24 protein-coding genes are annotated in these 23,504 nt (G+C 57.0%); 21 read left to right on the forward strand and 3 right to left on the reverse strand.

The features are described from left to right. Positions 1-85: 85 nt before the first annotated feature. From aspA to JMF85_RS28395, 3 genes are all read left to right on the forward strand, one after another. The gene (aspA, locus tag JMF85_RS13150) at positions 86-1,540 is read left to right on the forward strand and encodes an aspartate ammonia-lyase (protein WP_127606956.1); all 1,455 of its coding nucleotides are present in this window, start codon (positions 86-88) and stop codon (positions 1,538-1,540) included. Positions 1,541-1,693: 153 nt separating this feature from the next. Further along, positions 1,694-2,158, forward strand: a complete 465-nt coding sequence (locus JMF85_RS13155; protein WP_269058640.1) for a L,D-transpeptidase — start codon at positions 1,694-1,696, stop codon at positions 2,156-2,158. Next, complete coding sequence (locus JMF85_RS28395; protein WP_269058644.1) at positions 2,152-2,223, forward strand: hypothetical protein; 72 nt, start codon at positions 2,152-2,154, stop codon at positions 2,221-2,223. The genes JMF85_RS13155 and JMF85_RS28395 overlap by 7 nt, the downstream gene beginning before the upstream one ends. Before the next feature lie 378 nt (positions 2,224-2,601). Here the strand turns inward: JMF85_RS28395 and JMF85_RS13160 are convergent, their stop codons facing one another. Both JMF85_RS13160 and JMF85_RS13165 read right to left on the reverse strand, forming a co-directional pair. Continuing rightward, entirely contained in the window at positions 2,602-3,867 is a 1,266-nt protein-coding gene (locus JMF85_RS13160) for a glucuronate isomerase (RefSeq protein WP_155613890.1), read from the reverse strand. A gap of 345 nt (positions 3,868-4,212) precedes the next feature. After that, entirely contained in the window at positions 4,213-4,419 is a 207-nt protein-coding gene (locus tag JMF85_RS13165; RefSeq protein ID WP_054796732.1) for a DUF1657 domain-containing protein, read from the reverse strand. Positions 4,420-4,588: 169 nt separating this feature from the next. Between JMF85_RS13165 and JMF85_RS13170 the strand changes: the two genes are divergently transcribed. The 17 genes from JMF85_RS13170 to leuS all read left to right on the forward strand — a co-directional run bounded on the left by JMF85_RS13170 (position 4,589) and on the right by leuS (position 21,784). Continuing rightward, positions 4,589-5,449, forward strand: coding sequence for a DUF421 domain-containing protein (locus JMF85_RS13170; protein ID WP_196426807.1), 861 nt, complete (start codon positions 4,589-4,591; stop codon positions 5,447-5,449). Between the two features lie 23 nt (positions 5,450-5,472). Beyond that, complete coding sequence (gene spoVAC, locus JMF85_RS13175; RefSeq protein WP_155613891.1) at positions 5,473-5,952, forward strand: stage V sporulation protein AC; 480 nt, start codon at positions 5,473-5,475, stop codon at positions 5,950-5,952. A 1-nt stretch (position 5,953) separates the two neighbouring features. Further along, a complete protein-coding gene (spoVAD, locus tag JMF85_RS13180) occupies positions 5,954-6,970 on the forward strand; it encodes a stage V sporulation protein AD (protein ID WP_054799766.1) in 1,017 nt (338 codons plus the stop codon). 18 nt (positions 6,971-6,988) lie between these two features. Beyond that, positions 6,989-7,354, forward strand: a complete 366-nt coding sequence (gene spoVAE / locus JMF85_RS13185; protein WP_054796744.1) for a stage V sporulation protein AE — start codon at positions 6,989-6,991, stop codon at positions 7,352-7,354. Between the two features lie 219 nt (positions 7,355-7,573). Next, complete coding sequence (locus JMF85_RS13190) at positions 7,574-8,533, forward strand: AAA family ATPase (protein ID WP_127606946.1); 960 nt, start codon at positions 7,574-7,576, stop codon at positions 8,531-8,533. After that, entirely contained in the window at positions 8,530-9,783 is a 1,254-nt protein-coding gene (locus JMF85_RS13195; RefSeq protein WP_236595853.1) for a DUF58 domain-containing protein, read from the forward strand. The genes JMF85_RS13190 and JMF85_RS13195 overlap by 4 nt, the downstream gene beginning before the upstream one ends. After that, a complete protein-coding gene (locus JMF85_RS13200; protein ID WP_201318354.1) occupies positions 9,780-12,008 on the forward strand; it encodes a transglutaminase TgpA family protein in 2,229 nt (742 codons plus the stop codon). Before JMF85_RS13195 ends, JMF85_RS13200 begins: the two co-directional genes overlap by 4 nt. Before the next feature lie 145 nt (positions 12,009-12,153). Next, positions 12,154-12,648 (forward strand): YqeG family HAD IIIA-type phosphatase, encoded by a 495-nt coding sequence (locus JMF85_RS13205; RefSeq protein WP_127606942.1) that lies wholly within the window; start codon positions 12,154-12,156, stop codon positions 12,646-12,648. A gap of 7 nt (positions 12,649-12,655) precedes the next feature. Then, positions 12,656-13,786 (forward strand): ribosome biogenesis GTPase YqeH, encoded by a 1,131-nt coding sequence (yqeH, locus tag JMF85_RS13210; protein WP_127606940.1) that lies wholly within the window; start codon positions 12,656-12,658, stop codon positions 13,784-13,786. A 66-nt stretch (positions 13,787-13,852) separates the two neighbouring features. Beyond that, positions 13,853-14,716 (forward strand): shikimate dehydrogenase, encoded by an 864-nt coding sequence (aroE, locus tag JMF85_RS13215; RefSeq protein WP_054796729.1) that lies wholly within the window; start codon positions 13,853-13,855, stop codon positions 14,714-14,716. 460 nt (positions 14,717-15,176) lie between these two features. Further along, on the forward strand, positions 15,177-15,467 hold the full coding sequence (gene yhbY / locus JMF85_RS13220; RefSeq protein ID WP_127607047.1) for a ribosome assembly RNA-binding protein YhbY: 291 nt from the start codon (positions 15,177-15,179) through the stop codon (positions 15,465-15,467). 39 nt (positions 15,468-15,506) lie between these two features. Further along, the gene (locus tag JMF85_RS13225) at positions 15,507-16,094 is read left to right on the forward strand and encodes a nicotinate-nucleotide adenylyltransferase (protein ID WP_201318355.1); all 588 of its coding nucleotides are present in this window, start codon (positions 15,507-15,509) and stop codon (positions 16,092-16,094) included. Beyond that, positions 16,084-16,680 carry a bis(5'-nucleosyl)-tetraphosphatase (symmetrical) YqeK gene (yqeK, locus tag JMF85_RS13230; RefSeq protein ID WP_054796728.1) on the forward strand — a complete coding sequence of 199 codons (597 nt, stop codon included), beginning with the start codon at positions 16,084-16,086 and terminating at the stop codon, positions 16,678-16,680. The genes JMF85_RS13225 and yqeK overlap by 11 nt, the downstream gene beginning before the upstream one ends. Positions 16,681-16,693: 13 nt before the next feature. Beyond that, entirely contained in the window at positions 16,694-17,041 is a 348-nt protein-coding gene (gene rsfS / locus JMF85_RS13235; RefSeq protein ID WP_054796727.1) for a ribosome silencing factor, read from the forward strand. Beyond that, a complete protein-coding gene (locus JMF85_RS13240) occupies positions 17,038-17,937 on the forward strand; it encodes a CvfB family protein (RefSeq protein WP_127606937.1) in 900 nt (299 codons plus the stop codon). The genes rsfS and JMF85_RS13240 overlap by 4 nt, the downstream gene beginning before the upstream one ends. Before the next feature lie 48 nt (positions 17,938-17,985). Next, a complete protein-coding gene (locus JMF85_RS13245) occupies positions 17,986-18,774 on the forward strand; it encodes a class I SAM-dependent DNA methyltransferase (RefSeq protein ID WP_201318376.1) in 789 nt (262 codons plus the stop codon). Between the two features lie 559 nt (positions 18,775-19,333). Further along, positions 19,334-21,784 carry a leucine--tRNA ligase gene (gene leuS / locus JMF85_RS13250; protein WP_054796743.1) on the forward strand — a complete coding sequence of 817 codons (2,451 nt, stop codon included), beginning with the start codon at positions 19,334-19,336 and terminating at the stop codon, positions 21,782-21,784. 71 nt (positions 21,785-21,855) lie between these two features. Here leuS and comER read toward each other — a convergent pair whose 3' ends face one another. Then, positions 21,856-22,689 carry a late competence protein ComER gene (gene comER, locus JMF85_RS13255; protein ID WP_127606933.1) on the reverse strand — a complete coding sequence of 278 codons (834 nt, stop codon included), beginning with the start codon at positions 22,687-22,689 and terminating at the stop codon, positions 21,856-21,858. Between the two features lie 96 nt (positions 22,690-22,785). Here comER and JMF85_RS13260 point away from each other — a divergent pair, with 96 nt between their 5' ends. Continuing rightward, entirely contained in the window at positions 22,786-23,412 is a 627-nt protein-coding gene (locus JMF85_RS13260) for a ComEA family DNA-binding protein (RefSeq protein WP_201318356.1), read from the forward strand. Positions 23,413-23,504: the final 92 nt, after the last annotated feature.

A 23,504-nucleotide genomic window follows, 5' to 3' on the forward strand; every position in this document is an offset into this window, starting at 1 on the left:
GTTTGCTTCGGAAGGGGTATAGCCGTATCGGTGCAAGGGAACGCTGAAATATTGCGGGAAAGAAGAGCGGGAAAGGATGAGGGGTATGGCGGAAGCCGGCTTTCGGATAGAAAAAGATTTTTTGGGAAGCAAAGAGGTTCCTATTCATGCATACTACGGTGTACAAACGTTGCGCGCGGTAGATAATTTCCCGATCACGGGCTACCGGATTCACCGGGAATTGATCGTGGCGTTGGCGATCGTCAAGAAAGCCGCAGCCCTTGCCAATATGGAAACCGGGCAGTTGAAGCCGAAGTTCGGCGAAGTGATTGTGAAGGCAGCCGACGAAATGATAGCAGGCCTATGGCACGACCAATTTATCGTTGATCCGATTCAAGGCGGCGCCGGCACTTCGATCAACATGAACGCCAACGAAGTGATCGCGAACCGCGGGATCGAGCTGCTTGGCGGGGAGAAGGGCAACTACTTCATGCTGAGCCCGAATACGCACGTCAACATGGCGCAGTCGACGAACGATGTATTTCCGACCGCGATTCATATTGCGGTGCTGCGTATGCTGGACCAGCTGATGGCCGCGATGCACGACCTGCACGAGAGCTTCCGCGCGAAGGCCGTTGCATTCGACGGCATTATCAAAATGGGCCGCACCCACCTGCAGGACGGGGTACCGATCCGGCTCGGCCAGGAATTCGAAGCGTACCGGCGGGTGTTCTCCCGCGACATGACCCGAATCGGTCAGGCGCGGCAGCATTTGTACGAAATTAACATGGGCGCGACCGCGGTCGGCACGGGACTGAATGCCGACCCCCGCTATATCAAACGGGTGGCCGAGCTGTTGGCCGAGCTGACGGGTTACCCGCTTGTGAGCGCAGAGCATCTGGTGGACGCTACGCAAAATACGGATGCTTACACGGAAGTGTCCGCGGCCTTGAAGGTATGTATGATCAATATGTCCAAGATCGCCAACGATCTGCGGCTGATGGCTTCGGGCCCCCGGGCCGGACTGAACGAGATTAACCTGCCCGCACGGCAGCCGGGATCGTCGATCATGCCCGGCAAGGTGAACCCGGTGATGTGCGAAGTTGTGAACCAGGTCGCCTTCCAAGTGATCGGTAACGACCATACGATCTGCCTGGCTTCGGAAGCGGGGCAGCTCGAGCTGAACGTCATGGAACCGGTGCTCGTCTTTAACCTGCTGCAGTCGCTCGGCATGATGACACAGGTGTTTAAAGTATTCAAGACGCACTGCCTGGACGGCATCGAGCCTAACGTGGAGCTGTGCCGCAATTACGTGGAGCGCAGCGTCGGCGTCATTACGGCATTGAACCCGCACCTCGGGTATGAGCCGGTTGCGCGAATCGCGCGCGAGGCGATCGAGACGGGCAAATCGGTGCGGGAATTGTGCCTTCTCTACGACGTGCTTCGCGAGGACGAATTAAACATCATCCTCGACCCCTATGAAATGACGAAACCCGGCATTGCCGGCGCGTCGCTGCTGCATACGGAACCCCCGGCAGGAAGCGAAAAGCCGAAGCCGTGAGCTTCAATTGAATAATGACCGAAGCCGACCTCGCCGGAGAAGTCGGCTTATTGACGCTGGAAATGGCGTTTATCGCCAGAGGCGCATGCCGCGGCGGTTCTTGGCAAACAATAAGGCCGATGTGAATCGTTACCTTCAAAGGAGAGAGAAGGTTTGAATCGGGCCCTACCATTACTTCTGTGCGTTTGGTTGCTGCTTGCAGGATGGTTACCCGCCCCGGCTTCGGCTGAAGCGGGTAACGCCGCGCCTCCGACCCGACAACAAGCCGATGCGGAGCTGCTCATGGGCTTGCAAGAGGAGGGGGTGTACCTGCTCATTGAAAAAAAGGCAAACCGTCTGTCCCTTATCCACAACGGACGTGTCTATCGCTCGTTTCCGGTGGCGACCGGACGCCGCAGAGAGCTGACCCCGACGGGCACCTTCCATATTGTGACGAAAATCGTGAAGCCGTGGTACGTACGAAAGCAAATTCCCGGCGGCCATCCGAAAAATCCCCTCGGGACGCGATGGATGGGCATCAACGTGCCAGGTAGCGGAGGTTATACGTACGGGATTCACGCACGAATCGGCCGTATGCGATCGGGTCGAGCGTTTCGTCGGGCTGTATCCGCATGTTGAATCGGGATATCGAATGGTTGTATCGGCATATCCCGCTCGGGACGGTCGTCGTCATTCAAGATTGAAAAAAATAGGCCCCCGAAGTGTATGGAACGAGGCTCATCTGCGCAACATAGGATCAACGGTGAAAGAGAGAGGTGTGGTTCCGTTGAGCAAATTAGCGGGTTATACCAAGGAAGTTGTTGTTGAATCGAGATAGAAGCGGAGGGATGTGCCAAAGACACGTAAGGGTAGTACAACGTACTGCAAGACGTGACCCGAGGTAAGACTCATGCTTTACGCAAGATTCATGGCAAGCGACCATCATGAATTCACCGTTGGAAAGGACTCCGCAAGGAGTCCTTTTTCCTGTGGCGTTCTTCCGGGCAAGCTGGAAAGCCATGAGCCATTCCATTCAGGTTCGAAGCAAGAGGCAAGGGGCAAGTCTTCGATCGGCAGCTTCGTTACTTGGCAGAAGGATCGGGTTTCCCCAGGAACGTCCAGAACGCGCCGCCGAGCAGTCCTTCCACGTCGCGGCGAATTTCGTCTTCCTCCAGGCGCCAGCCCGCCCGCAGCAAATCCGTGTATTTATCGCCAAGCACCTTAGCGATAATCGTCCGGGAATGATCCCACTTGTAGAGCAGCTGATCAAGCACCCGGCAGTCGGAATGCTGGGGAATGACGCTGCCGCCGAGCAGCTCCAGCCGCATCCGGGTTATTTCTTCGATGAGGCTCGGATTGTTCAGAAACCACCAGCAGCCAAAGATGAGCAGATTGCGGTTTTTTCGCGCCGTCACGGCCAGCTCGTGCTGATTTTCCCGCGATAGCATCGTCACCAGAAATTTGACGTTCGGGTGTCCGCTCACGATCCGTTCGACGGCCCCGATGTCGCTGTAGCCCAGACTGTCCCCCGCGTCCTTCAGCGAAGGGTTGACCTTCCGTTTGACGCCGATCATAAGCGCGAACGGAATGCCCGCTTCCTCGGCAACGGGAAGGATGCATTCGTCAATGACCCGTCCCCGCAATGACGGCTCGGGGTAGGCGAAATCGTTCGGCAGCGAAACGGCCATGTACAGCGGGTTCATTCGGCCGATCCAATCGTGAAGAAAGCGCCTCACCTCCGCTGCCGTGTCTCCCGAGAAATCTTGCGTTACCGCATATCCTTGCTGCTGGAGCTTCATATAGGCCGAATCCCAGCCGTTCAGCAGCGGGTCGATGCGCAGCGCGGCCAAAAACCGCGGGTCGGTGCTGCCTCCGCCGGACCAACGCTCCCGCTCGTAGTCGTCGAACGGATCGTTCGTCATGACTACCGTCTTGACGCCCGCCAGCTCCAGAATCCGGTCGATATAATCGCTAGCCTGCACTTCCCGGAAGTAGGCCCGGTACGATTCCAAATCGCGCGTGGACAAGTCGAAGCCGAGACGGTTCAGCACCGTGACGACGCCGCGGCATGCTTCGCTGTAAGGAGAGTGATCGATAAACAATGTTTGCCAAATCAGATCGGCGCGCTCCGTTTTGCTCATCCGCCAGAAATCGTCGTAAGACAGATCGGGACGAAACCGGAACATTTCAGCGATCAAATAGTGATACGTCAGCAGGTCGTCAACCCCCCATAACAGCAGGTCGCCGAACGATTCGGCGAATAAGTGGGTGTGAATATCGGTGACGGGGGTAAGGCGAACGGTCTCTTGAACAAAAGCGATCAGCTGTTCTTCTGTACGAATGGCCATGATATTCGAAGTCCTCCTAAGAAAAAGGCATATGTTCACGTGAACAATGGCATTATATCACGTTCTTTGTCATCTGAATAGACGGTCATTCCGTATCGTTAATCGCAATGGGCGAGTGACCGGTTCGCCGGACCGGGCGTACGCATAGGATGGATGGAGGGCCAAAAAGTTAGCGGAAGGAAGATACGATGGTCGCATACGAATCCGTGGTGCTTATCCTGGTGCTGTTTATTTTGCTGTTGGTCTTACTGCTGATATGGATATGAGGATTGTCGATTAAAAGCCCGGTTGCTTCTCCTTGGCGGAGAGGCGATACCGGGCTCTTATTTGTTCTTCAGGCCAATATTAGAAGCCTTTATACTGCGGTTCTTCGTTCTCGAGATCTTGAACGCGAGAATTCACTTGGTCGACAATTTGCTGAGTTTGCTTGGCGCAATTCTCGAACAAGGTTTTGGCTTCCTGGTTCTGGGTGCCAAGAGCGAACGTCTCCAGGCTGGCTTGAGCGCTTTTCAAGGATGCGAGCGTCGTTTTCACTTGCGATGCCACTGTCATGCGAATCACCTCCCGAACTCTAATGTGCTCAAATTTTCTTAACTAATGAATGGAAAAAATCACCGGACGACGGCACCGGATAAATGGAAGTCGATTCGGTACATAATTTATATCGTTCGCCTTGTTTTGCAAGGTCAAATAAGTGCTTGTTAGCAGGGAGAGGGAAGCTTTGCAGGATTTGATGCATATCGCATTACGTTCGTTCACGGCCCTCGTCATCTTGTTTGCGATAACGCGCATTTTAGGTAAAAAGCAAATTTCCCAGCTGACGTTCTTCGAATATATAACGGGCATAACTCTCGGGGAGTTGGCCGGGTTTATTTCGACCGATTTGGAAGCTCATTATTTATACGGCTTAACGGCTATCGCTGTCTGGTTTCTGGTGCCCTTCGTGGTCGAGCTGTTTACGTTGAAAAGCTTGCGGCTCCGAGAATGGCTCGAAGGCAGGGGAACCGTGTTTATCCAGGAAGGAAAAGTGCTGGAAGACAACCTGAAGCGGGAGAGGTTTACCGTGAACGAATTGCTGGAGCAGCTGCGAACGAAAAGCGTGTTTAACGTGGCCGACGTGGAATTCGCGATGCTCGAGGCGAGCGGCGATTTGAGTGTGCTGTTAAAAAGCGAAAATCAGCCGTTGACCCCGAAGCATCTCGGCATGCGGGTAGCGCCGGATCGCGAGACGAAGGCGGTCGTTATCGATGGCAATATCATGGACGAGCCGCTTGCTGCGGCGGGGCTGAGCCGGGAATGGCTTCACACGGAATTGGAGAAGCTAGGGGTAACGCTGGAGAATGTTTTTATCGGTCAAGTCAACGCTTACGGTCAGCTGTATGTCGATTTGTACGACGATAAGCTTCAGGTGCCGCAGCAGACGGACATGCCGCTGCTTCTGGCCACTTTGAAGAAATGCGAGGCTGATTTGACGCTCTTCAGCTTAAGCACGGCGAGTCCGGAAGCGAAAGCGATGTATGAGCAAGATGCACAACAATTGCGACGCATGATCGATCAAGTCGAGCCCATACTAAAGAGATAGAAATTCGAAAGGAGACCGTCCGCATGTCCACGAAATCGAAGATGAAAAAGTTAACTTGGGTGCAGCAGGAGTATCAGGAATTAGCGAAGACGCGGGAACCGGCAAGACCGGTGCTGAAAAACTGCATACGCGCTTTTATCGTGGGTGGAGCCATCTGTTTCGTCGGACAGGTGATTAGTGAAATATTCATTCACGGGTTCGACTTTGACAAGAAGACGGCCGGAGATCCGACGGTAGCCGTCCTGATTTTCATCTCTGTCGTACTGACAAGTCTCGGGGTATACGATAAAATCGCGCAGTGGGCCGGCGGGGGCTCGAGCGTTCCGGTCACAGGGTTCGCGAACTCGGTGTGCTCTGCGGCGCTTGAACACAAAAGCGAGGGATATGTGCTTGGTGTCGGCGGCAATATATTTAAGCTGGCCGGCTCGGTCATCGTTTTCGGCGTAGTCGCGGCATTCGTTGTCGGCCTGATCCATCTGATGCTTGGCATAGGGGGGCAATAAGATGCTAATCGGACATCAGAGCTGGGAGTTCCGCAACCGGCCCGTCATTCTAGGCACGGCCACCGTCGTCGGCCCCGATGAAGGGGAAGGGCCGCTGGGCAATGAGTTCGACATTGTGCATGCCGATGCCATCCTTGGCCAGGACAGCTGGGAGAAGGCGGAGAAGAAGATGCTCGAGGAAGCGGCGAAGCTGGCCGTGGAAAATGCGGGCCTGACCAAGGAGAAGATCGAGTTCTACGTCGGCGGCGATCTGATCAACCAGATCATCAGCAACAGCTTTGCGGTCCGGACGATGCAAATTCCGTATCTCGGCATCTTCGGCGCATGCTCCACCTCGATGGAAGGACTTGCCATCGCCTCGATGATCGTCGATGGGGGTTACGCCAAGCACACGATGGCGGGAACGTGCAGCCATAACAGCACCGCGGAGAAGCAGTTTCGCTATCCGACGGAGTACGGCTCGCAAAAACCGCCTACCGCGCAGTATACCGTCACGGGTGCAGGAGTCGCCGTCATCGGCAAGCATGGCCGCGGCCCTGTCGTGACGGGGGCGACGATCGGCCGTGTTATCGATATGGGGATCAAGGACCCGTTCAACATGGGCGCGGCGATGGCCCCGGCGGCGGTGGACACGCTGCAGTCGCATTTTCGCGATTTCGACCGGCAGCCGGAGTATTACGATCTGATTGTTACCGGCGACCTCGCGGAGGTCGGATACGGGATTGCCCGCGAGCTGCTGAAGAAGCATCGGGTCCCTATCGAACAGACGACGTACAAGGATTGCGGGCTGATGATTTACGACTTGGAGAAACAGAAGTCGCTTGTGCAAGCCGGCGGCAGCGGCTGCGGCTGTTCGGCAACCGTGACTTACGGCCATTTGTTGAGACGTTTGGCGAAGGGCGAGTTGAAGCGCATCCTCGTCGTAGCGACCGGCGCGCTGCTGTCGCCGTTGTCGTTCCAGCAAGGCGAGAGCATCCCGTGCATCGCGCATGCGGTAGCCATAGAAAGCGGAGAGTGATCGAGAATGGACAATTGGATCCAATTTATATGGGCTTTCCTGATCGGCGGCGCCATTTGCGTCATCGGACAAATCCTGATGGACGTGCTCCGTTTGACGCCGGCGCACACGATGAGCACGCTTGTCGTCGCCGGCGCCCTTGTCGAAGCGATTCCTTACAAAGATAAAGGGCTGTACGACCAATTTATCGAATTTGCCGGCGCCGGCGCCACCGTGCCGATTACGAGCTTCGGCAACTCCCTCGTCAACGGGGCGCTCAGTTCCTTGAAGGAGGACGGGCCGATCGGCATCATCGGGGGCATTTTCGAAGTGACCAGCGCAGGCATATCCGCGGCCATCATCTTTTCCTTCCTGGCCGCGCTCGTATTTCGCCCGCAAGGCTAGATCGTTTGAGATCGCAGAACGGCATCAAGACCTGTTTCAGCCCCTAATCAGGGGCTTTTTTGCATTTCTACAAACAATTTCATCAGTTTTACACGTATACGGCGAATTTTGAATCCGGTACAATGAAAATTACACCATACAAGCGAACTTTTTTCAGTCGCTGACGTATATGAATTAGTATGGATCATACAGAGGTACGACATAAAGGAGGCCCGGACGATGGAAACGATGATTCGAGAAGATGTACAAGCGTTAAAGCGCATACAGGCGAATTTGGAATCCTGCATTCTCGGCAAAACCGATGAAATCGCTTTGCTGCTTACGGCGATGCTGGCAGGAGGACACGTGCTGCTTGAAGATGTTCCAGGCACCGGCAAAACGGTCCTGATCAAGGCGCTTGCCAAATCGGTCCGCGGCCAATTTCGCCGCATTCAATGCAACCCGGACTTGCTGCCCACCGATATTACCGGTGTTTCCATCTACCATCCGAAGGAAGAGGCGTTCATATTCCGCCCGGGTCCGATCATGACGCATATTTTGCTGGCGGATGAAATTAACCGCGCGACGACGAAGACGCAATCCGCGCTGCTGGAAGCGATGGAGGAGCGTCACGTCACGGTGGACGGGGAAACGTATGAGCTGCCGAAGCCGTTCCTGCTGCTCGCGACGCAAAACCCGATCGATTTCGAGGGGACGTACACGCTGCCGGAGGCTCAGCTGGACCGCTTCATGATGAAGTTCAGCCTCGGCTACCCGGATGCGGAGACGGAAACGCAGATGATCGTTGCGCAAAACGTGACGCACCCGCTCGATACGCTGGAAGCCGTTTCGGGCGTGGAGCAAATATTGGCGCTGCAGCATCAGGTGAAGCTCGTGCACCTCGACGAAGCCGTCGCGGCTTACCTGGTGGCGGTGTCGCGTGCGACCCGCAACCATCCGGCCGTATATCTCGGCGCGAGCCCGCGGGCGACGCTGGCGCTGGTGCAAGCCTCGAAGGCCTATGCTCTGCTGCAGCAAAGAGAGTACGTCATCCCGGATGACATTAAATTTTTGGCGCCCTATGTGCTGGGACACCGGTTGATTCTGCAAGCGGAAGCGCGGATGGAAGGAGCGTCTGTTTCATCCGTCCTGCAGTCGGTGTTTCAACAAGTGAAGGTGCCGGTACGTTGGGAGAAGTGACCAGGGTGAGGACGTCGCTCGTTCAAAAATGGATCGAACGCCCCCGTTACAGCCGAAAATTTTGGGCGGTGGGCGCCGCTTTTTTAGGAAGCCTCGGGTACCTGTTGTTTCAAGGCGGCAAGCTGGCGCTGATGTTATTTGTCATCATGCTGATCCTGAGCGTATATTTGCTGCTCGGCCAGTGGAGCGGCATCAAGCGGACGCAGGGGACCCGTGTTCTTCATACGGCGGAAGGAGCGACCACCCTTGAAGCCGGGAGCACGCTCGGCGTGAAGGTGCAGCTGCAAATTCCGGGCTTTTGGCCGATCCCGTACGTGTTCGTGAAAGACCGTCTCTACCATAAGAACGGGCGCGAGCTGACGTTCGAAGCGACGCTCGTGCCGGATTGGCGCCGCCGCGCCGATTGGGAATACCGGACGCCGGCGATGCGGCGGGGACATTATACGTTCGGGCGGACGGAATGCGTGACCGAGGATATATTCGGCTTGTTCGAGCATCGGGGTGAGCTGGAGCTGCCGCAAACGATTTCCGTGCTGCCGCAAACGATCGCGATCCGCGATTGGCAGCAGTACCACCAGATGGTGAAGGGCGCGAACCATCATTCCTCGACGACCCGGGCTGTGCGCGAAACGACGCAAATCAACGGGGTTCGGGAGTATATATACGGCGACCGCATTTCCCGGATTCACTGGAACGCAACGGCCAAGACGGGCACGTGGAAGTCGAAGGAGTTCGAGCGCGAATCGCTGCCGAAAACTTATATCGTGTTGGACCGGGATCAGCGCCTTTACGGCGAGTCGGACGAATTCGAGCTTGCGGTTTCCGTCACCGCCTCGCTGTTTCAATATGGCTCGCAGCGAGGGCTGGCGCTTGGTCTCGTATCCGCGGGCAAAGACAGCGCGTACTTCGAGCCGCGCCAAGGACAGCATCAGCATCAGCTTGTGCTGCGGCATTTGATGGACGTCGAGGCGGACAGTCCGGACACGATCCGTTCGTTATTGAAAGACAAGGCGCAGAAGCTGGCGCCCGGCAGCTTTGTGACGATCGTCAGCGCTTCCTTCGGCGAGCCGATGCTGCAGGTGCTGCTGGGGTTAAAGAAACAGCAGATGAATCCTTGCCATATTTGGATCGTGCCGCCGGCTGTACGCAAGGAAGCCTGGGCTAGCCAGCTGCAGTCCCGAGGGATTACTTGCTATGCGATCGGTCAATTAACCGATCTGCCTGTCCAGTTGGGAGGTCGGGCCGGATGAACGGGAAACCTCTCTCTTGGAAAAAGCGGCTGTTGTTCGAGGAGTGGCCGTATCGGCTAACGGTGCTGCTTAGCGGCATATTTTTGCTTCAACTCCTCCTTTGGTTTCAGAAGGAGGATTACTGGCTGCTGCCGGAGACGGTGGCGGTCATGGCGTGGACGCTGCTTGCCGTTTGCGTGCTGGAGCACATTCCGTGGATGCACTGGATGCTGCGCGGGGTACTGCAGTTCATCGCGATCTTGACGATACAAGTGACGGTGCTGGAGCGATACGAAGCGATCGAACCGATGACGATTGGAAGTTTTTTTTCATCCAAACTGTTTCTGAACTTATACGAACTGACGCCTTATTTATGGTTCGGCCTGGGGACCTGGGTCGCCTACCTGACGATGATCTGGTGGGTGGAATCGAAGTGGCGCATCTACGCGCTGCTTGTCGTGAGCGTGCTGGCGCTGTGCATCCGCGATTCGTTCTCGGGCGTATACTTGTGGCCGCAGGTCGTCATCATGGTTGGCTGCGGGCTGTTCCTGCTGATTCTGGCGCACTTCCGGCGGCTGCGGATGAAGGATCCGTCGGCTTGGAGACAGCTCGCGGAAAACCCGTTCTCGATCGTCCTGCCGGTGACCGGTCTGATCGGCCTGACGCTGCTTGCCGGCGCGGCGATGCCGGAAGTCGGCCCGATGCTGACCGATCCGTATACGGCCTGGCGAGCCTACCGCGGCGAGCCGATGAACTTCGCCACCGGCAAAGGGGAGCAGGTTGCCCTTGCGACCGATGCGATGGACGCGTCGTCCGGCTACAGCCGGAATGACCGATTCCTTGGCAGCGGATTCCAGTTCGATTATACGCCGGTGATGACCATCGACACGACGCACCGCGGGTATTGGCGGGGCGAGACTCTCTCGTTATATACCGGCAGAGGGTGGCAGGAAAGCGAGCTCGATCGCGCTTCCTGGGGGCCAGTCCGGCCGGATGCGGTCTTGCCGGCGGATACGCGATTGCCGGGCGACCAAATGAAAACGATCGAGGTCACGCAAACGGTGACGCTGCTGAACGATGACCGGTATCCGGTTCTATTCGGCGCCTATTCGATACAGAAGGTCGTAGGGATGAACGGAGCGCGCAGCGGGTTTGAAGGACTGATGTGGTCGGCGCAGCAGGGCGAGCTTCGTTTCAGCGAGCGTCAGCCGTATCCGAAGACGTACACGATCGTGTCGCAAATGCCGGTCATCGACGAAGCGGCGCTGCGCAAGCTGCCGCATCAATTGCCGAGGCCGGAATTGGCGCCGTTCCTGCAGCTGCCGGATCATTTGCCTGAGCGGGTGCGCAATCTGGCTTTCGAAATTACCAAAAACGCAAGCAGCGATTACGATAAGGCGAAAGCGATCGAGCAATATTTGTCGATGAATTACGCGTACACGAATAAGCCCGACTTTACGAAGGGCCGCAGCCGCGACTTTGTCGACCGGTTCCTGTTCGAGATTAAAGAAGGCTATTGCGATTATTATTCCACGTCGATGGCCGTGCTGTCGCGAGCGGTCGGCTTGCCCGCAAGATGGGTGAAGGGCTATTCCTCCGGCTCGACGACGCTCGACCAGCAAGGTTTGGGCGGGTTCGCGCCGGGCGAGCTGTTTGCCGATCCGAATGCCGCCGGCGAGTATACGGTGCGCAACTCTGACGCGCATTCCTGGGTCGAAGTGTATTTCAGCGGATACGGCTGGGTGCCGTTCGAGCCGACGTCCGGATTCTCCATGCCGCGGGCCGTTCCGGTTGAAGAGCCGGTCGCCGAGCCGCAGGCGGTCGAATCGCTGCCTGCGGTTGCGGAAGAAGAGGCGGCTCCGGCGGTGCAAAGCCGTCACTACCTGTTCGGCGGCTCGCTGCTTGTCGCGCTGCTGCTGGCCGGCTTTGCCGCATGGCGCTGGCAGCTGGTCGATCTTGTGCGGGAGCGCGCCCGCCGCCGCCGGGCCTTGCAGCTGAAGCAGAAAATCATTGTGGAATGCGAACGGCTGCTGCGCATTTTCCGCAGGCACGGCTACGCGCGCGAGGAGCACGAAACGCTCCGTGAAGCGGTGCGGCGATGGACGGCCAAGAGCAGCTGGATGAAGGGCGAGCTGGATGTCGTGCTGCACCATTTCGAGAAGGCCAAGTACGGCAAGGACGATATGACCGAAGAGGAATTCCGTGAAACTACGCAAATTGTGGAGAAGCTTCGTTCCCAAATGTAAATGAGGCCAAGGGCTGAGGGCCCGCTGCCGGAAGGCGGCGGGCTTTTTGAAGGTAAAGAAGCGATTGGCACTCCCTCTTTGAACACACCGGACAAGTGTGATATAGTTTGACGTATATAGCCATTGTTTCCCTGAGGTGAACGTTTTGCTGAAAAAGCTAATCCCGCGTGAGCAAGTGAACAGCATCTATGAACTTGAATTGGATACGTTATGGAAGCAGGGGTATCGGGGCATCATTACGGACTTGGACAATACGCTGGTCGGGGCCAAAGCGCCGTTCGCAACGCCGGAACTGATCGAATGGCTCAAAGTGGTGGGTCAGATCGGCTTTCAGGTTGTGATCGTATCGAACAATCAGCGCACCAGAGTAACCAAGTTTGCGGAGCCGCTGTCCCTGCCTTTTATTTACCGGGCCAAAAAGCCGACCCACGCCTCGTTCCGCAAAGCGCTGAACATGATGCGTCTGGAGGCGGGGCAGACGATCGTTATCGGCGATCAGATGCTGACCGATGTGCTCGGCGGCAATCGCCTGGGGTTATATACGGTGCTGGTCCGTCCGATTTCGCCTACGGATGAGGGCTTTTTTACGAAAGTGAACAGGACGCTCGAGAAAGCGGCGTTAAAGATGATGAAAAGGTAGGGAACGTATGACGCTTGACCATGAAAACAGGCAAGAGGACGACCGCTGCGCAGGCTGCGGCGTCACGCTGCAAACCGCAGACTCCGAACGGCTCGGCTATGTGCCGGCCCAAGCTTTGACCCGGACGCCGATCATTTGCCAGCGGTGCTTCCGCATCAAGAATTACAACGAGTCCTCCAGCATTACGCTGAATCAGGACGATTTCTTGCGGCTGCTGTCGCATGTAGGCTCGACCGAATCGCTGGTCGTGAACATCGTCGATCTGTTCGATTTCGAAGGCAGCATGATTTCGGGGCTGCCCCGATTCGTCGGCAAAAATCCGATCGTGCTCGTCGTGAACAAGATCGATCTGCTGCCCAAAGTGACGAACTATAACCGGATTTTGAACTGGGTGCAGCGTCAGGTGAAGGAAGCCGGGCTGCGGGTCGTCGAGGTAGTGCTTTGCTCGGCGAAAAAGAACATGGGCTTCGAGCGCGTTATTGAAGCGCTGGACGAACACCGCGAAGGGCGCGACATCTATGTGGTCGGCGCGACCAACGTCGGCAAATCGACGCTGATCAACCGGCTGATTCGCGATTACAGCGACCTGGATGCGGAGCTCACCGTCTCCCAGTACCCGGGCACGACGCTCGATTTGGTGCGCATTCCGATGGACGACGGCTCTTCGATCATCGATACGCCGGGGATCGTGTACAAACACCGCTTGACGGAGCTCGTGAACAAAAAAGATTTGATGAAGCTGATGCCGGACAAACCTGTGAAGCCGCTCGTGTTTCAGTTGAACGAGAAGCAGACGGTGTTTTTCGGCAGTTTGGTGCGTTTTGATTTCGTGCAAGGGGAGCGGCAGTCGTTCACGTTCTATACGTCCAACGGCTTGAAAGCGCACCGTACGAAGCTGGAGCGGGCCGATGAGCTGTACGCCGAGCATAAAGGGGGGCTGCTGTCGCCGCCGACGCTTGAAGAGCTGGAGGAGCTGCCGCCGCTCGTAAAGCACACGATCCGTATTCCGAAAGGGAAGCCGTCGGACGTCTCGATATCCGGTCTCGGCTGGGTCAAAGCGAACAGCGAGGCAGGCGCGGATCTCGTCATCCATGTGCCGAAGGGCGTCAAGGTGGCGCTGCGCGAATCGCTGATTTAATTCTTTCGTGCCTCATGGGGCGAGGGAGAACCGGATCTAAGATGAATATGGGGGGAACAACGGCCAATGCTAACGTCGCATAAGCTGGACAGTCATACGATCCTTTACGGCGTGTTCGGAGATCCGATCCGCCATTCCAAATCGCCGATCATGCTGAATCGGGCGTTCGAGGTTACAGGCGTTAACGCCGCTTACGGCGCGTTTCATATTGTGCCGGGGACGCTGAAAGACGCCGTTGCCGGCATCCGCGCGCTGCAGTTTCGCGGCGTAAACGTGACAGTTCCGCATAAAGTGGAAGTGATGGAATACTTGGATGCTATCGATGAAGGCGCGCGGATGATCGGCGCGGTGAATACGATCGTCAACGACAACGGCAAGCTGACCGGCTATAACACGGACGGCATCGGGTATATCCGCTCCTTGAAAGAGGAAACGGGCATCGACCTGCGCGGCCGCAAGGTGCTGATGATCGGCGCGGGCGGCGCCGCCCGCGGCGTCGGCTACGCGATCGCCAAAGAAGGCGCGGCGCATATTTACATCGCCAACCGTACCAAAGAGAAGGCGCAGGAGCTTGCCGCTTCGATGAGCGAGTTCTCGAGCGTCTCCGGCCACGGGCTCGACGAAGTCGCCGCTCTAGCCGGCGAAGCCGCGCTGATCGTCAACAACACGTCGCTCGGCATGCACCCGAACGTCGACGACGTTCCGATGGACGTCTCGCTGATCCGTCCGGACACCGTCGTCAGCGACCTCATCTATAACCCGCTGCTGACCCGATTTTTGCGCGAAGCCCGCGACCAGCGCGGCGCCGCGATCCACAGCGGGTTAGGCATGTTCATCTACCAGGGCGCTTACGCCTTCGAATATTGGACGGGCCAACCCGCTCCCATCGAAGCGATGCGCGCTGTTGTTTTGGAGTCCTTCGAGGGTTAAGCTCTGTACTTGGCTTTCGGTTTTAGTTTTAGGTAGGCTTTAAAGTCTTTTAAGGCTTTTAATCCTTTAAGGGCCGGATGGCCCCTTAAAGGGGGTGCGGCAGATTCGCCTCAGCATGAGCAGATTGCCGCCACCCCCTCTCTCGCCGTTAGCTTTATGACGCAGTCATAAGGCGGTACCACGGTCGAACGAAACGTTAGAAGTCCAGCATTCCTGTCTGCACGTGATGCAGGCAATAAGTCCCGTACGAGCGCCTAACGTAAGCGTGTCCCTGCCGTGTCAGCCCAAGGGGCTGACACGGCAGGGACGATAAGCGCTCCCAGCACAGACATTCCATCAACGACGGCCCAGTCGCTCATCCGCCACCATCTGGGGTCCAGGGGCAGCGCGCCCTGGTCCTCCCCCTTCGGGAAGGGGGAAAGAGGGGGATGCGATACAGGCAAGAAAGGTTTTGAATATGATGTTAACAGGCAAACAAAAGCGTTTTCTGCGCTCGCAAGCGCACCACCTCACTCCGATTTTTCAAGTCGGCAAGGGGGGCGTCAACGATCACTTGATCCGGCATATCGAAGAAGCGATCGAAACACGCGAACTCATGAAAGTGTCCATTCTGAACAACTGCATGGAGGACCGCCACGAAGTGGCCGAACAACTGGCAGAGGGAGCGGGTGCGGAGCTCGTTCAAGTCATTGGCAAAACGATCGTGCTGTATAAGGAATCGCGGGATCATAAAACGATCGAGCTTCCATAACGAAACGCTAGTTTTCCGATGGAACAGGAGGAGAGCCGGATGAAGGTTGGCATCATGGGGGGCACCTTTGATCCGATTCATATCGGCCATCTGCTGGCGGCGCAAAGCGTCTGCGAGGAGCTCGGTCTGGATGAAGTATGGTTCATGCCGACCAATGTGCCTCCGCATAAGGAGCAAACGCAAGGCGCCACGGCGCGGCAGCGCTTGGAGATGGTCCGTTTGGCGGTCGAGGGGCACGAGGTGTTCCGTGCAAGCGATATCGAGCTGGTGAAGGGCGGCGTCTCTTACAGCATCGAAACCGTCAGCTTGCTCCGGGAACGTTATCCCGACCATCGGTTTTACTACATTATCGGGGCGGATATGGTCCAGTATTTGCCCAAGTGGCATCGGATCGACGAGCTCGTACGGCTTGTGACGTTCGTCGGTCTGCAGCGCCCCGGCTTTGACGCCGATCTCGAAGAGCTGCCTGCGCCTATGAAGGAAGCCGTCATGCTCGCCTCCATGCCGCAAATCGAGCTGTCCTCCACCTTGATCCGTGAACGCCGGGCTGCAGGCCGGCCGGTGCGTTATATGGTGCCCGACCGGGTAAACAACTATATCGAGGTGAATCGTTTATATGAAACGTGAAGACATCATCGCATCGGTGAAGCAGCAAATGCCGGAGCGGCGCTGGACGCATACGGAAGGCGTGATGGAGACGGCAGTCATTCTGGCGAAGCGGTACGGAGAGGATCCGGCGAAAGCCGAGCTCGCCGCGATTTTGCATGACGTGTGCAAGTATTGGAGAGTCGATGAGCAGGCGCGCGTGATCCGTGAGAACGGGCTGCCCCAAGACTTGCTTGGCTATGACAAAGAGCTGTGGCATGCTCATGCCGGGGCGTGGGTGGCCGAGCATCAATACGGCGTCAAGGACGAAGCGGTGCTGGACGCCATCCGTTACCATACGTCCGGGCGAGAGCGGATGACGAAGCTGGACAAAATCGTCTGTTTAGCCGATTATATGGAACCGGGCCGGGATTTCCCGGGGGTGCATAATATTCGGGAAATCGCCGAACATAGTTTAGAGAAGGCGCTTATAGCCGGTTTTGACGGAACGATTCGCTTCTTGCTGGAGAAGGGCAAGCGAATTTACCCGCTCACCCTGTTCGCCCGCAACGGGCTGATCGAGGAACTGGAGCGGCAGGAGGAACACTACGATACGAACAGACACTAAGGGAGGAAATGGAATGACCATTCAACCGGACGAACTGATGACGCTCGCCGTCGAAGCAGCGGAAGACAAAAAAGCGATGAACCTGGTTACACTGAATTTACGGGGAATTTCCTTGATTGCGGACTATTTCGTTATTTGTCACGGGAACTCCGAAACGCAGGTCCAAGCGATCGCTACGGAAATTCGCAAGCGGGCGGAAGAACGAGGAGCGCGTGTTCGCGGTTTGGAAGGCATGGATACGGCGCGTTGGGTACTGCTCGACCTCGGCGACGTGGTCGTGCACGTGTTCCATCGCGACGACCGGGAATACTACAACATCGAGCGCCTGTGGTCCGATGCGAAAGTGGTTGAGAAGGTATGAGGCTGGAAGCCGGAGTGGTCCGCAAGCTGGAGGTGGCCCGGGAGGTATCGCCGCACGGGTTCTTTCTTACCGATGGGGAGCAGGATGTGCTGCTGCATTATAGTGAAAAAGTCGGCGAAGTGAAGCCGGGCGATCAGGTGGACGTGTTTATTTATCACGATACGGAAGACCGGCTGACCGCTACGATGAAGAAGCCGCTGCTGACGCTCGGCGAAATCGCGCTGCTCGAAGTGGCCGATTTTCATCAACGGTTCGGCTGTTTTCTGGAAATGGGGCTCGGACGCCAGTTGCTGCTGCCGTTTCGCGAGCTGCCGGAGCTGCCGGAGCTGCGTCCGAAGGTCGGCGACAAAGTATTCGTCAGCCTGGCGCATGACCGTCAAGGGCGTCTTGTCGCGAAGCTCGCGAAGGAAGAGGAGCTGCGCAAGCTTTGCTTCGCGGCGCCGCAGGATTGGAAAAACCGCCGCGTGGACGCGCGGGTATACAAGACGCTGCAGATGGGCACGTTCGTCGTTTGCGACGGCGGAGTGTTAGGCTTCGGCGTGATCGGGCTTATTCACGCGACTGAACGCACGCGTCTGCTGAGGCTCGGCGAAGCGGTGAACGTTCGCGTTGCCTTCGTCCGCGAGGACGGCAATGTGAATTGCTCGATGCGCGAGCCGAAGGAAGTCGGACGCGGCGAGGACGCAGAGAAGCTGCTCGCGTTCATGCGGGAGCGCCCGAACGGGGCGATGCCGTACTCCGACGAGACGCCGGCTGACTTGATCAGCCAACGGTTCGGGATGAGCAAGTCGGCGTTCAAACGCGCCGTTGGCAAGCTGATGAAAGAAGGGCTTGCTTATCAGGATGGCAGTTGGACGTATTTAAAGAAGGATGAATCGAAACCGGTTGCCGACTGATCCAGAGGGCAAGCGGTTTTCTTTTGCGGGAAGGCGGTGGGCGTGAAGATGGCTTATGAGCGGTTTTCTTATGTGTACGATCGGCTGATGGAGGATATGCCTTACGAGGAATGGCTGCAGTTTGCGCGGCAATGCTGGGATAAATACGGAACCCCTCGCACGGTGGTCGATTTGGGCTGCGGAACGGGCAGCCTGGCCATACCGCTGGCGATGCTCGGCCACGAGGTGATCGGGATCGATTTATCCGGGGACATGCTGACCATTGCGCAGCAGAAAGCGGATACGGCGCAGCGGGAAGCGCCTTTCGCGAAGGGCGGCAAGCTCACGCTGCTGCAGCAGGACATCCGGGAGTGGACGATCGGGAAGCCTGCAGATGCGGTCGTATCGTTCTGCGACTGTTTGAATTATTTGCTCGAGCCGGACGACCTGGCGGATGCGTTCCGGCAAACTTACGCTGGTTTGGCGCCGGGCGGAATATTTGCATTCGACATGCACACGCCTTATCAGCTTCAATCGTATTGGGAGTCACAGCCTTTCATGCTGAACGAGGACGATGTGGCTTATATCTGGACGTGCGATTTCGATAGCGAGCGCTGCGAGATTGAGCATGAGCTGACGGTGTTCGTCAAGGAGGACGAGGGCGCGAAGAGGGAGTCGGCAGGCGAAAGGTTCATCCGGGTCGACGAGACGCATCGGCAGCGGGCCTATCCGCTGGATCAAGTGACGCTCCTGCTGAAGGCAGCGGGCTTTCACGACATCTCGGTATATGCGGACTTTCTATGGAAGAAGCCGACGGAGGACACGCAGCGGGCGTTTTTTGTCGCGGTAAAAAAATAACGGGTTCGACCGCGCGCATGATTACTTTCCGAGCAAGTGAAGTATGAGCTGCAGCAAGCAGAGCACGATGCCCCACAGCGGCAGCGACAGCAGCAAACCGTTGACCAATCCGCGCACGGGCGAATCCTCCTTGCACCCTTTTACCTCAAGTATGGTCTGATGGGGGAAGCCGTAATCATCGACGGCTTGACATGCGGGATTTATTTTACATATAATGAGGGATAATTGGATTCATATTGAAGGCTGTGACAAGAAATAGTAGCGATCATGAGCGCATGCAGAGAGCCGGTGGAAGGTGCGAACCGGCGGCGGCGTGAAGCGAACTCGTCTTGGAGCCAGATGGCGAATGAAGGTGTATCGGCAGCTTGAAGTTAGCGGCAGCCGCACGTTCGTAACCGGATCGAGCGCCCCGCGTTAAGGGGATCGAGTGGACGAGGGCAAAGCATGCCCGTCGTCAACTAGGGTGGTACCACGGGAAACCAAAGCTTCTCGTCCCTAGCGTCAGCTAGCGACGGGGGCTTTTTTGTTTGCTCGCAAATCGAAGGAGGATCAACTCGACATGACACAGGAAACAAGAGAAAACCAAGGGTACAACCCTTTGGTCATTGAGCCGAAATGGCAGCAGGTATGGGACAAAGAGAAGACGTTCAAGGTGCTTGAGGACGACGAGAAGCCGAAATTTTACGCGCTCGACATGTTCCCGTACCCTTCGGGAGCGGGGCTGCACGTCGGACACCCGGAAGGATATACGGCTACCGATATCGTATCGCGTTATAAGCGGATGCGCGGTTACAACGTGCTGCACCCGATGGGGTGGGACGCGTTCGGCCTGCCGGCCGAGCAGTATGCGCTGGATACGGGGAACGATCCGCGCGATTTTACGAATAAAAACATCGATACGTTCCGCCGTCAAATCAAGTCTCTCGGCTTCTCGTACGACTGGGACCGCGAAATCAGCACGACCGACCCGGATTATTACAAATGGACGCAGTGGATTTTCATCCAGCTGTATAAGAAAGGCCTGGCTTACGTCGACGAGGTGCCGGTGAACTGGTGTCCGGCGCTTGGCACAGTGCTCGCGAACGAGGAAGTCATCGACGGCAAGAGCGAACGCGGAGGTCATCCGGTCGTCCGCAAGCCGATGCGTCAATGGGTGCTTCGCATCACCGAGTACGCGGAGCGTTTGCTCGAGGATCTGGAAGAGCTCGACTGGTCGGAGAGCATCAAGGATATGCAGCGCAACTGGATCGGCAAGTCGAAGGGGGCGGAAGTGACGTTCCCGATCGAGGGGTATGCAGGCGAGGGACTCAAGGTGTTCACCACGCGCCCAGACACGTTGTTTGGTGCGACGTACTGCGTACTGGCGCCGGAGCATGAGCTGGTGGAGCGCATTACGACGGCGGCGCAGGCGGATGCGGTGAAGGCGTATCAGGAGCGCGCGGCGCATAAGAGCGACCTGGAGCGGACGGATTTGGCGAAGGAGAAAACAGGCGTATTTACCGGGGCCTATGCGGTGAACCCGGTGAGCGGCGGCAAGGTGCCGATCTGGATTGCCGATTATGTGCTTGCCGGATACGGAACGGGCGCGATCATGGCGGTGCCGGGTCACGACCAGCGCGACTACGAGTTCGCGAAGCAGTTCGATCTTCCGATCGTCCAGGTGGTTGAAGGCGGCGACTTGACGAAGGAAGCGTATGCCGGGGACGGCCCGCACGTGAACTCCGGGTTCTTGAACGGCTTAAACAACGAGCAGGCGATTGCCGCCATGATCGAATGGCTTGAAAGCAACGGCAAAGGGCAAGGCAAGGTGACGTACCGTTTGCGCGATTGGCTGTTCAGCCGTCAACGCTACTGGGGCGAGCCGATTCCGATTCTGCACCTGGAAGACGGCACGATGACAACCGTTCCGGAAGACCAGCTCCCGCTGCTGCTCCCGCAAGTGGACGAGATCAAACCGTCAGGTACGGGCGAATCGCCGCTGGCGAACGTCGAGGATTGGGTCAATACCATCGATCCGGTAACGGGCATGAAGGCGCGCCGCGAGACGAACACGATGCCGCAATGGGCAGGAAGCTGCTGGTACTACCTGCGTTTCATCGATCCGAAGAACGATAAAGAAATTTGTTCGCCGGAGCTTCAGAAGAAATGGCTGCCGGTCGACTTGTATATCGGCGGCGCCGAGCATGCCGTGCTTCACTTGCTGTACGCCCGCTTCTGGCATAAGGTGCTGTATGACATCGGTGTAGTCGATACGAAGGAGCCGTTCCACAAGCTCGTCAACCAAGGGATGATTCTCGGCGAGAATAATGAGAAGATGAGCAAGTCGCGCGGCAACGTGATCAATCCGGACGAAATCGTAAACGAGTACGGCGCGGACACCCTGCGCATGTACGAGATGTTTATGGGTCCACTTGAAGCGACGAAGCCTTGGAACGTGAACGGTGTAGAGGGCACGTACCGTTTCTTGAACCGCGTATGGCGGTTGTTTGTCGGCGAAGACGGCGCCTTGAGTTCGAAGATCGATGCGAACGAGGAGCTTGGCAGCGAAGCGTTCAAGCGCACGTGGCACCGTACGATCAAGAAAGTGACGGAAGATTTCGAGGCGCTTCGTTTCAACACCGCGATCAGCCAGCTGATGATCTTCGTCAACGAGGCTTACAAGACGGACCGCTTGCCGAAATCGGCGATGGAGCATTTCGTGCAAATGTTGTCCCCGCTCGCTCCGCACATCGCGGAAGAACTGTGGGAGAAGCTCGGTCACAGCGACAGCGTGACGTACGTGGCATGGCCGACTTACGAAGAGGCTTGGACGGTTGACAACGAAGTGGAGATCGTCGTTCAAGTGAACGGCAAAATCGCCGACCGTGCGACAATTGCCGCCGACGCGGACGAAGCGACCATGCAGGAGCTCGCATTCGGGCTCGATAAAGTGAAGGAAGCGACGTCGGGCAAGACGGTGCGTAAAGTCATTGTAGTCAAAGGCAAACTCGTCAATATCGTTGTCGGGTAATATGAAAAAAAACCGCATGCCTGTGTTGCACCGGCATACGGTTCATAACGGAAAACGTGAAAGCATCGCGTTCAATCGACCTTGGTTCTGAATAACCGGGCTTCCACCTTTTCCACATCTTCTTCGTATTTAGCATGAGTTGTGCGGATCAGGTCATAGAAGACCCCGCACAGCTCTTTTTCCATTATTAAGAGCGCTTCGGCGGTAATACCGCCCGGAACGGCCACTCTTTTTTGCAGCTCCGCCGGGGAGAAGCCGCCGGTCGTCAGCAGCTTGCCGGTGCCGAGCGTCATTTCGCTGGCGAGCTGCGTCGCTTCCGCTTCGGAGATGCCGGTCGTTTGAACCGCGGCTTCGACGAATTTTTCCACGAAGAAGGCCAGGAAGGCCGGGCCGCAGCTGCTCAGGTCCGAGGAGATGCGCGTATATTGTTCGGACACGCGAATCGGAGCGCTGATGTGGGAGAGCAGGTTCTCGAGCAGATCCTCGTCCTCCGGCAGCATGCGATCGCCGTAAATGCACAGCGTCGCGCCGCTTAATACGTAGTTGGTGATGCTCGGGATGATCTTGGCGATCTTGCAAGGGAGCAGCTCCTCCAAGTGGCGGATCATCACGGGACTTGTGATCGAAACAACGGTTTGCTGCGACGAAACGACAGATTCGATTTCGTCAATGACGGCTTTGAATTCCATTGGTTTTACGCACAGGAACAGCAGATCGGACTCCGCAGCCGTTTGTTTATTGGAAGGGGCCGCTTGAAGGCCCGGATAGCTTTGTGCCAAACGTTCCACTTTCGTTAACGTGCGGTTGGTTGCGATGATTTGCTCCGGGTTTAGCGCTCCGGAACGGATGAACGCTTCGATGAGTATGCTCCCCATGCTGCCTGTTCCTATGAATCCTACTCGCATGACCATCCCCCCTGAATAGATTGCAGCCTTTTTCCATTATATAGGGGGGCGTTTGAAAATATGCATCATTTTTCCAGTTAGAAGGAAGGGATGAAGATGGGAAACGGTCATTCTCCCCGTTTCGGCGGAATTTGGCTCGGGATGGCGGGCTTGCTTGCGCTGCTGATTGTCGGCTTTGCGCTGAAGCCTATTCTGTTTGCAGTTCCTGACGCGGGCTTTGTCACGGTCGACGAGGCGATGCGCCGTATGCTTCAAGAGCAGTCGGGCGCGGAAGCGGGGACCGGGAAAGCGGAGGATGGGAAAGCGGAGGCCCAGAAAGCGGAGGCCCAGAAAGCGGAGGATGGAAAGGCCCCGAGTGGCCCGGGAGCAGGAACTGCGTCGGAGGCGTTGAAGCCGGCGGAGGCGGAGAAAGGGAAGCCGAACGAACCGGCGAACGACGCGCCGGAGGGAGCGAAGAAGCAATTGCCTTCCGCAGGCACGGACCCCGGTGCAGCGCAGCCCGCTCCGGGCGCAAGCGGCGGCAAGCTGAACCTGAATCTGGCGTCGGCCGACCAGCTCGATGCATTGCCGGGCATCGGGCCGAGCCGCGCACAGGCGATTATCGAGCTGCGCAGCAAGCTCGGCGGTTCGTTTCGCTCGGTGGATCAGCTCGGGGAGGTGAAGGGGATCGGCGAGAAGACGTTGAACAAGCTGAAGCCGCTCGTCACGGTCGGGACCGAGTGATGCCTTGCTTTTAATCATTTTGGAAATATGGCCGGTCCGGACGTTTCTAACGCGGTGCCTGCTTTCGTTTTTGCGAGAGATGTGCGACAATA

The sequence above is a fragment of the Paenibacillus sp. EPM92 genome (assembly GCF_016586185.1).
Classification (GTDB): domain Bacteria; phylum Bacillota; class Bacilli; order Paenibacillales; family NBRC-103111; genus Paenibacillus_G; species Paenibacillus_G validus.

Excerpts from the sequence above, each read along its gene's own strand:
- aspA (WP_127606956.1), top strand. The coding sequence starts at position 86 with ATGGCGGAAGCCGGCTTTCGGATAGAAAAAGATTTTTTGGGAAGCAAA.
- JMF85_RS13160 (WP_155613890.1), bottom strand. The coding sequence starts at position 3,867 with ATGGCCATTCGTACAGAAGAACAGCTGATCGCTTTTGTTCAAGAGACC.
- JMF85_RS13165 (WP_054796732.1), bottom strand. The coding sequence starts at position 4,419 with ATGACAGTGGCATCGCAAGTGAAAACGACGCTCGCATCCTTGAAAAGC.
- spoVAC (WP_155613891.1), top strand. The coding sequence starts at position 5,473 with ATGTCCACGAAATCGAAGATGAAAAAGTTAACTTGGGTGCAGCAGGAG.
- spoVAD (WP_054799766.1), top strand. The coding sequence starts at position 5,954 with ATGCTAATCGGACATCAGAGCTGGGAGTTCCGCAACCGGCCCGTCATT.
- JMF85_RS13190 (WP_127606946.1), top strand. The coding sequence starts at position 7,574 with ATGGAAACGATGATTCGAGAAGATGTACAAGCGTTAAAGCGCATACAG.
- JMF85_RS13200 (WP_201318354.1), top strand. The coding sequence starts at position 9,780 with ATGAACGGGAAACCTCTCTCTTGGAAAAAGCGGCTGTTGTTCGAGGAG.
- yqeH (WP_127606940.1), top strand. The coding sequence starts at position 12,656 with ATGACGCTTGACCATGAAAACAGGCAAGAGGACGACCGCTGCGCAGGC.
- aroE (WP_054796729.1), top strand. The coding sequence starts at position 13,853 with ATGCTAACGTCGCATAAGCTGGACAGTCATACGATCCTTTACGGCGTG.
- yhbY (WP_127607047.1), top strand. The coding sequence starts at position 15,177 with ATGTTAACAGGCAAACAAAAGCGTTTTCTGCGCTCGCAAGCGCACCAC.
- JMF85_RS13225 (WP_201318355.1), top strand. The coding sequence starts at position 15,507 with ATGAAGGTTGGCATCATGGGGGGCACCTTTGATCCGATTCATATCGGC.
- yqeK (WP_054796728.1), top strand. The coding sequence starts at position 16,084 with ATGAAACGTGAAGACATCATCGCATCGGTGAAGCAGCAAATGCCGGAG.
- rsfS (WP_054796727.1), top strand. The coding sequence starts at position 16,694 with ATGACCATTCAACCGGACGAACTGATGACGCTCGCCGTCGAAGCAGCG.
- JMF85_RS13240 (WP_127606937.1), top strand. The coding sequence starts at position 17,038 with ATGAGGCTGGAAGCCGGAGTGGTCCGCAAGCTGGAGGTGGCCCGGGAG.
- JMF85_RS13245 (WP_201318376.1), top strand. The coding sequence starts at position 17,986 with ATGGCTTATGAGCGGTTTTCTTATGTGTACGATCGGCTGATGGAGGAT.
- leuS (WP_054796743.1), top strand. The coding sequence starts at position 19,334 with ATGACACAGGAAACAAGAGAAAACCAAGGGTACAACCCTTTGGTCATT.
- comER (WP_127606933.1), bottom strand. The coding sequence starts at position 22,689 with ATGCGAGTAGGATTCATAGGAACAGGCAGCATGGGGAGCATACTCATC.
- JMF85_RS13260 (WP_201318356.1), top strand. The coding sequence starts at position 22,786 with ATGGGAAACGGTCATTCTCCCCGTTTCGGCGGAATTTGGCTCGGGATG.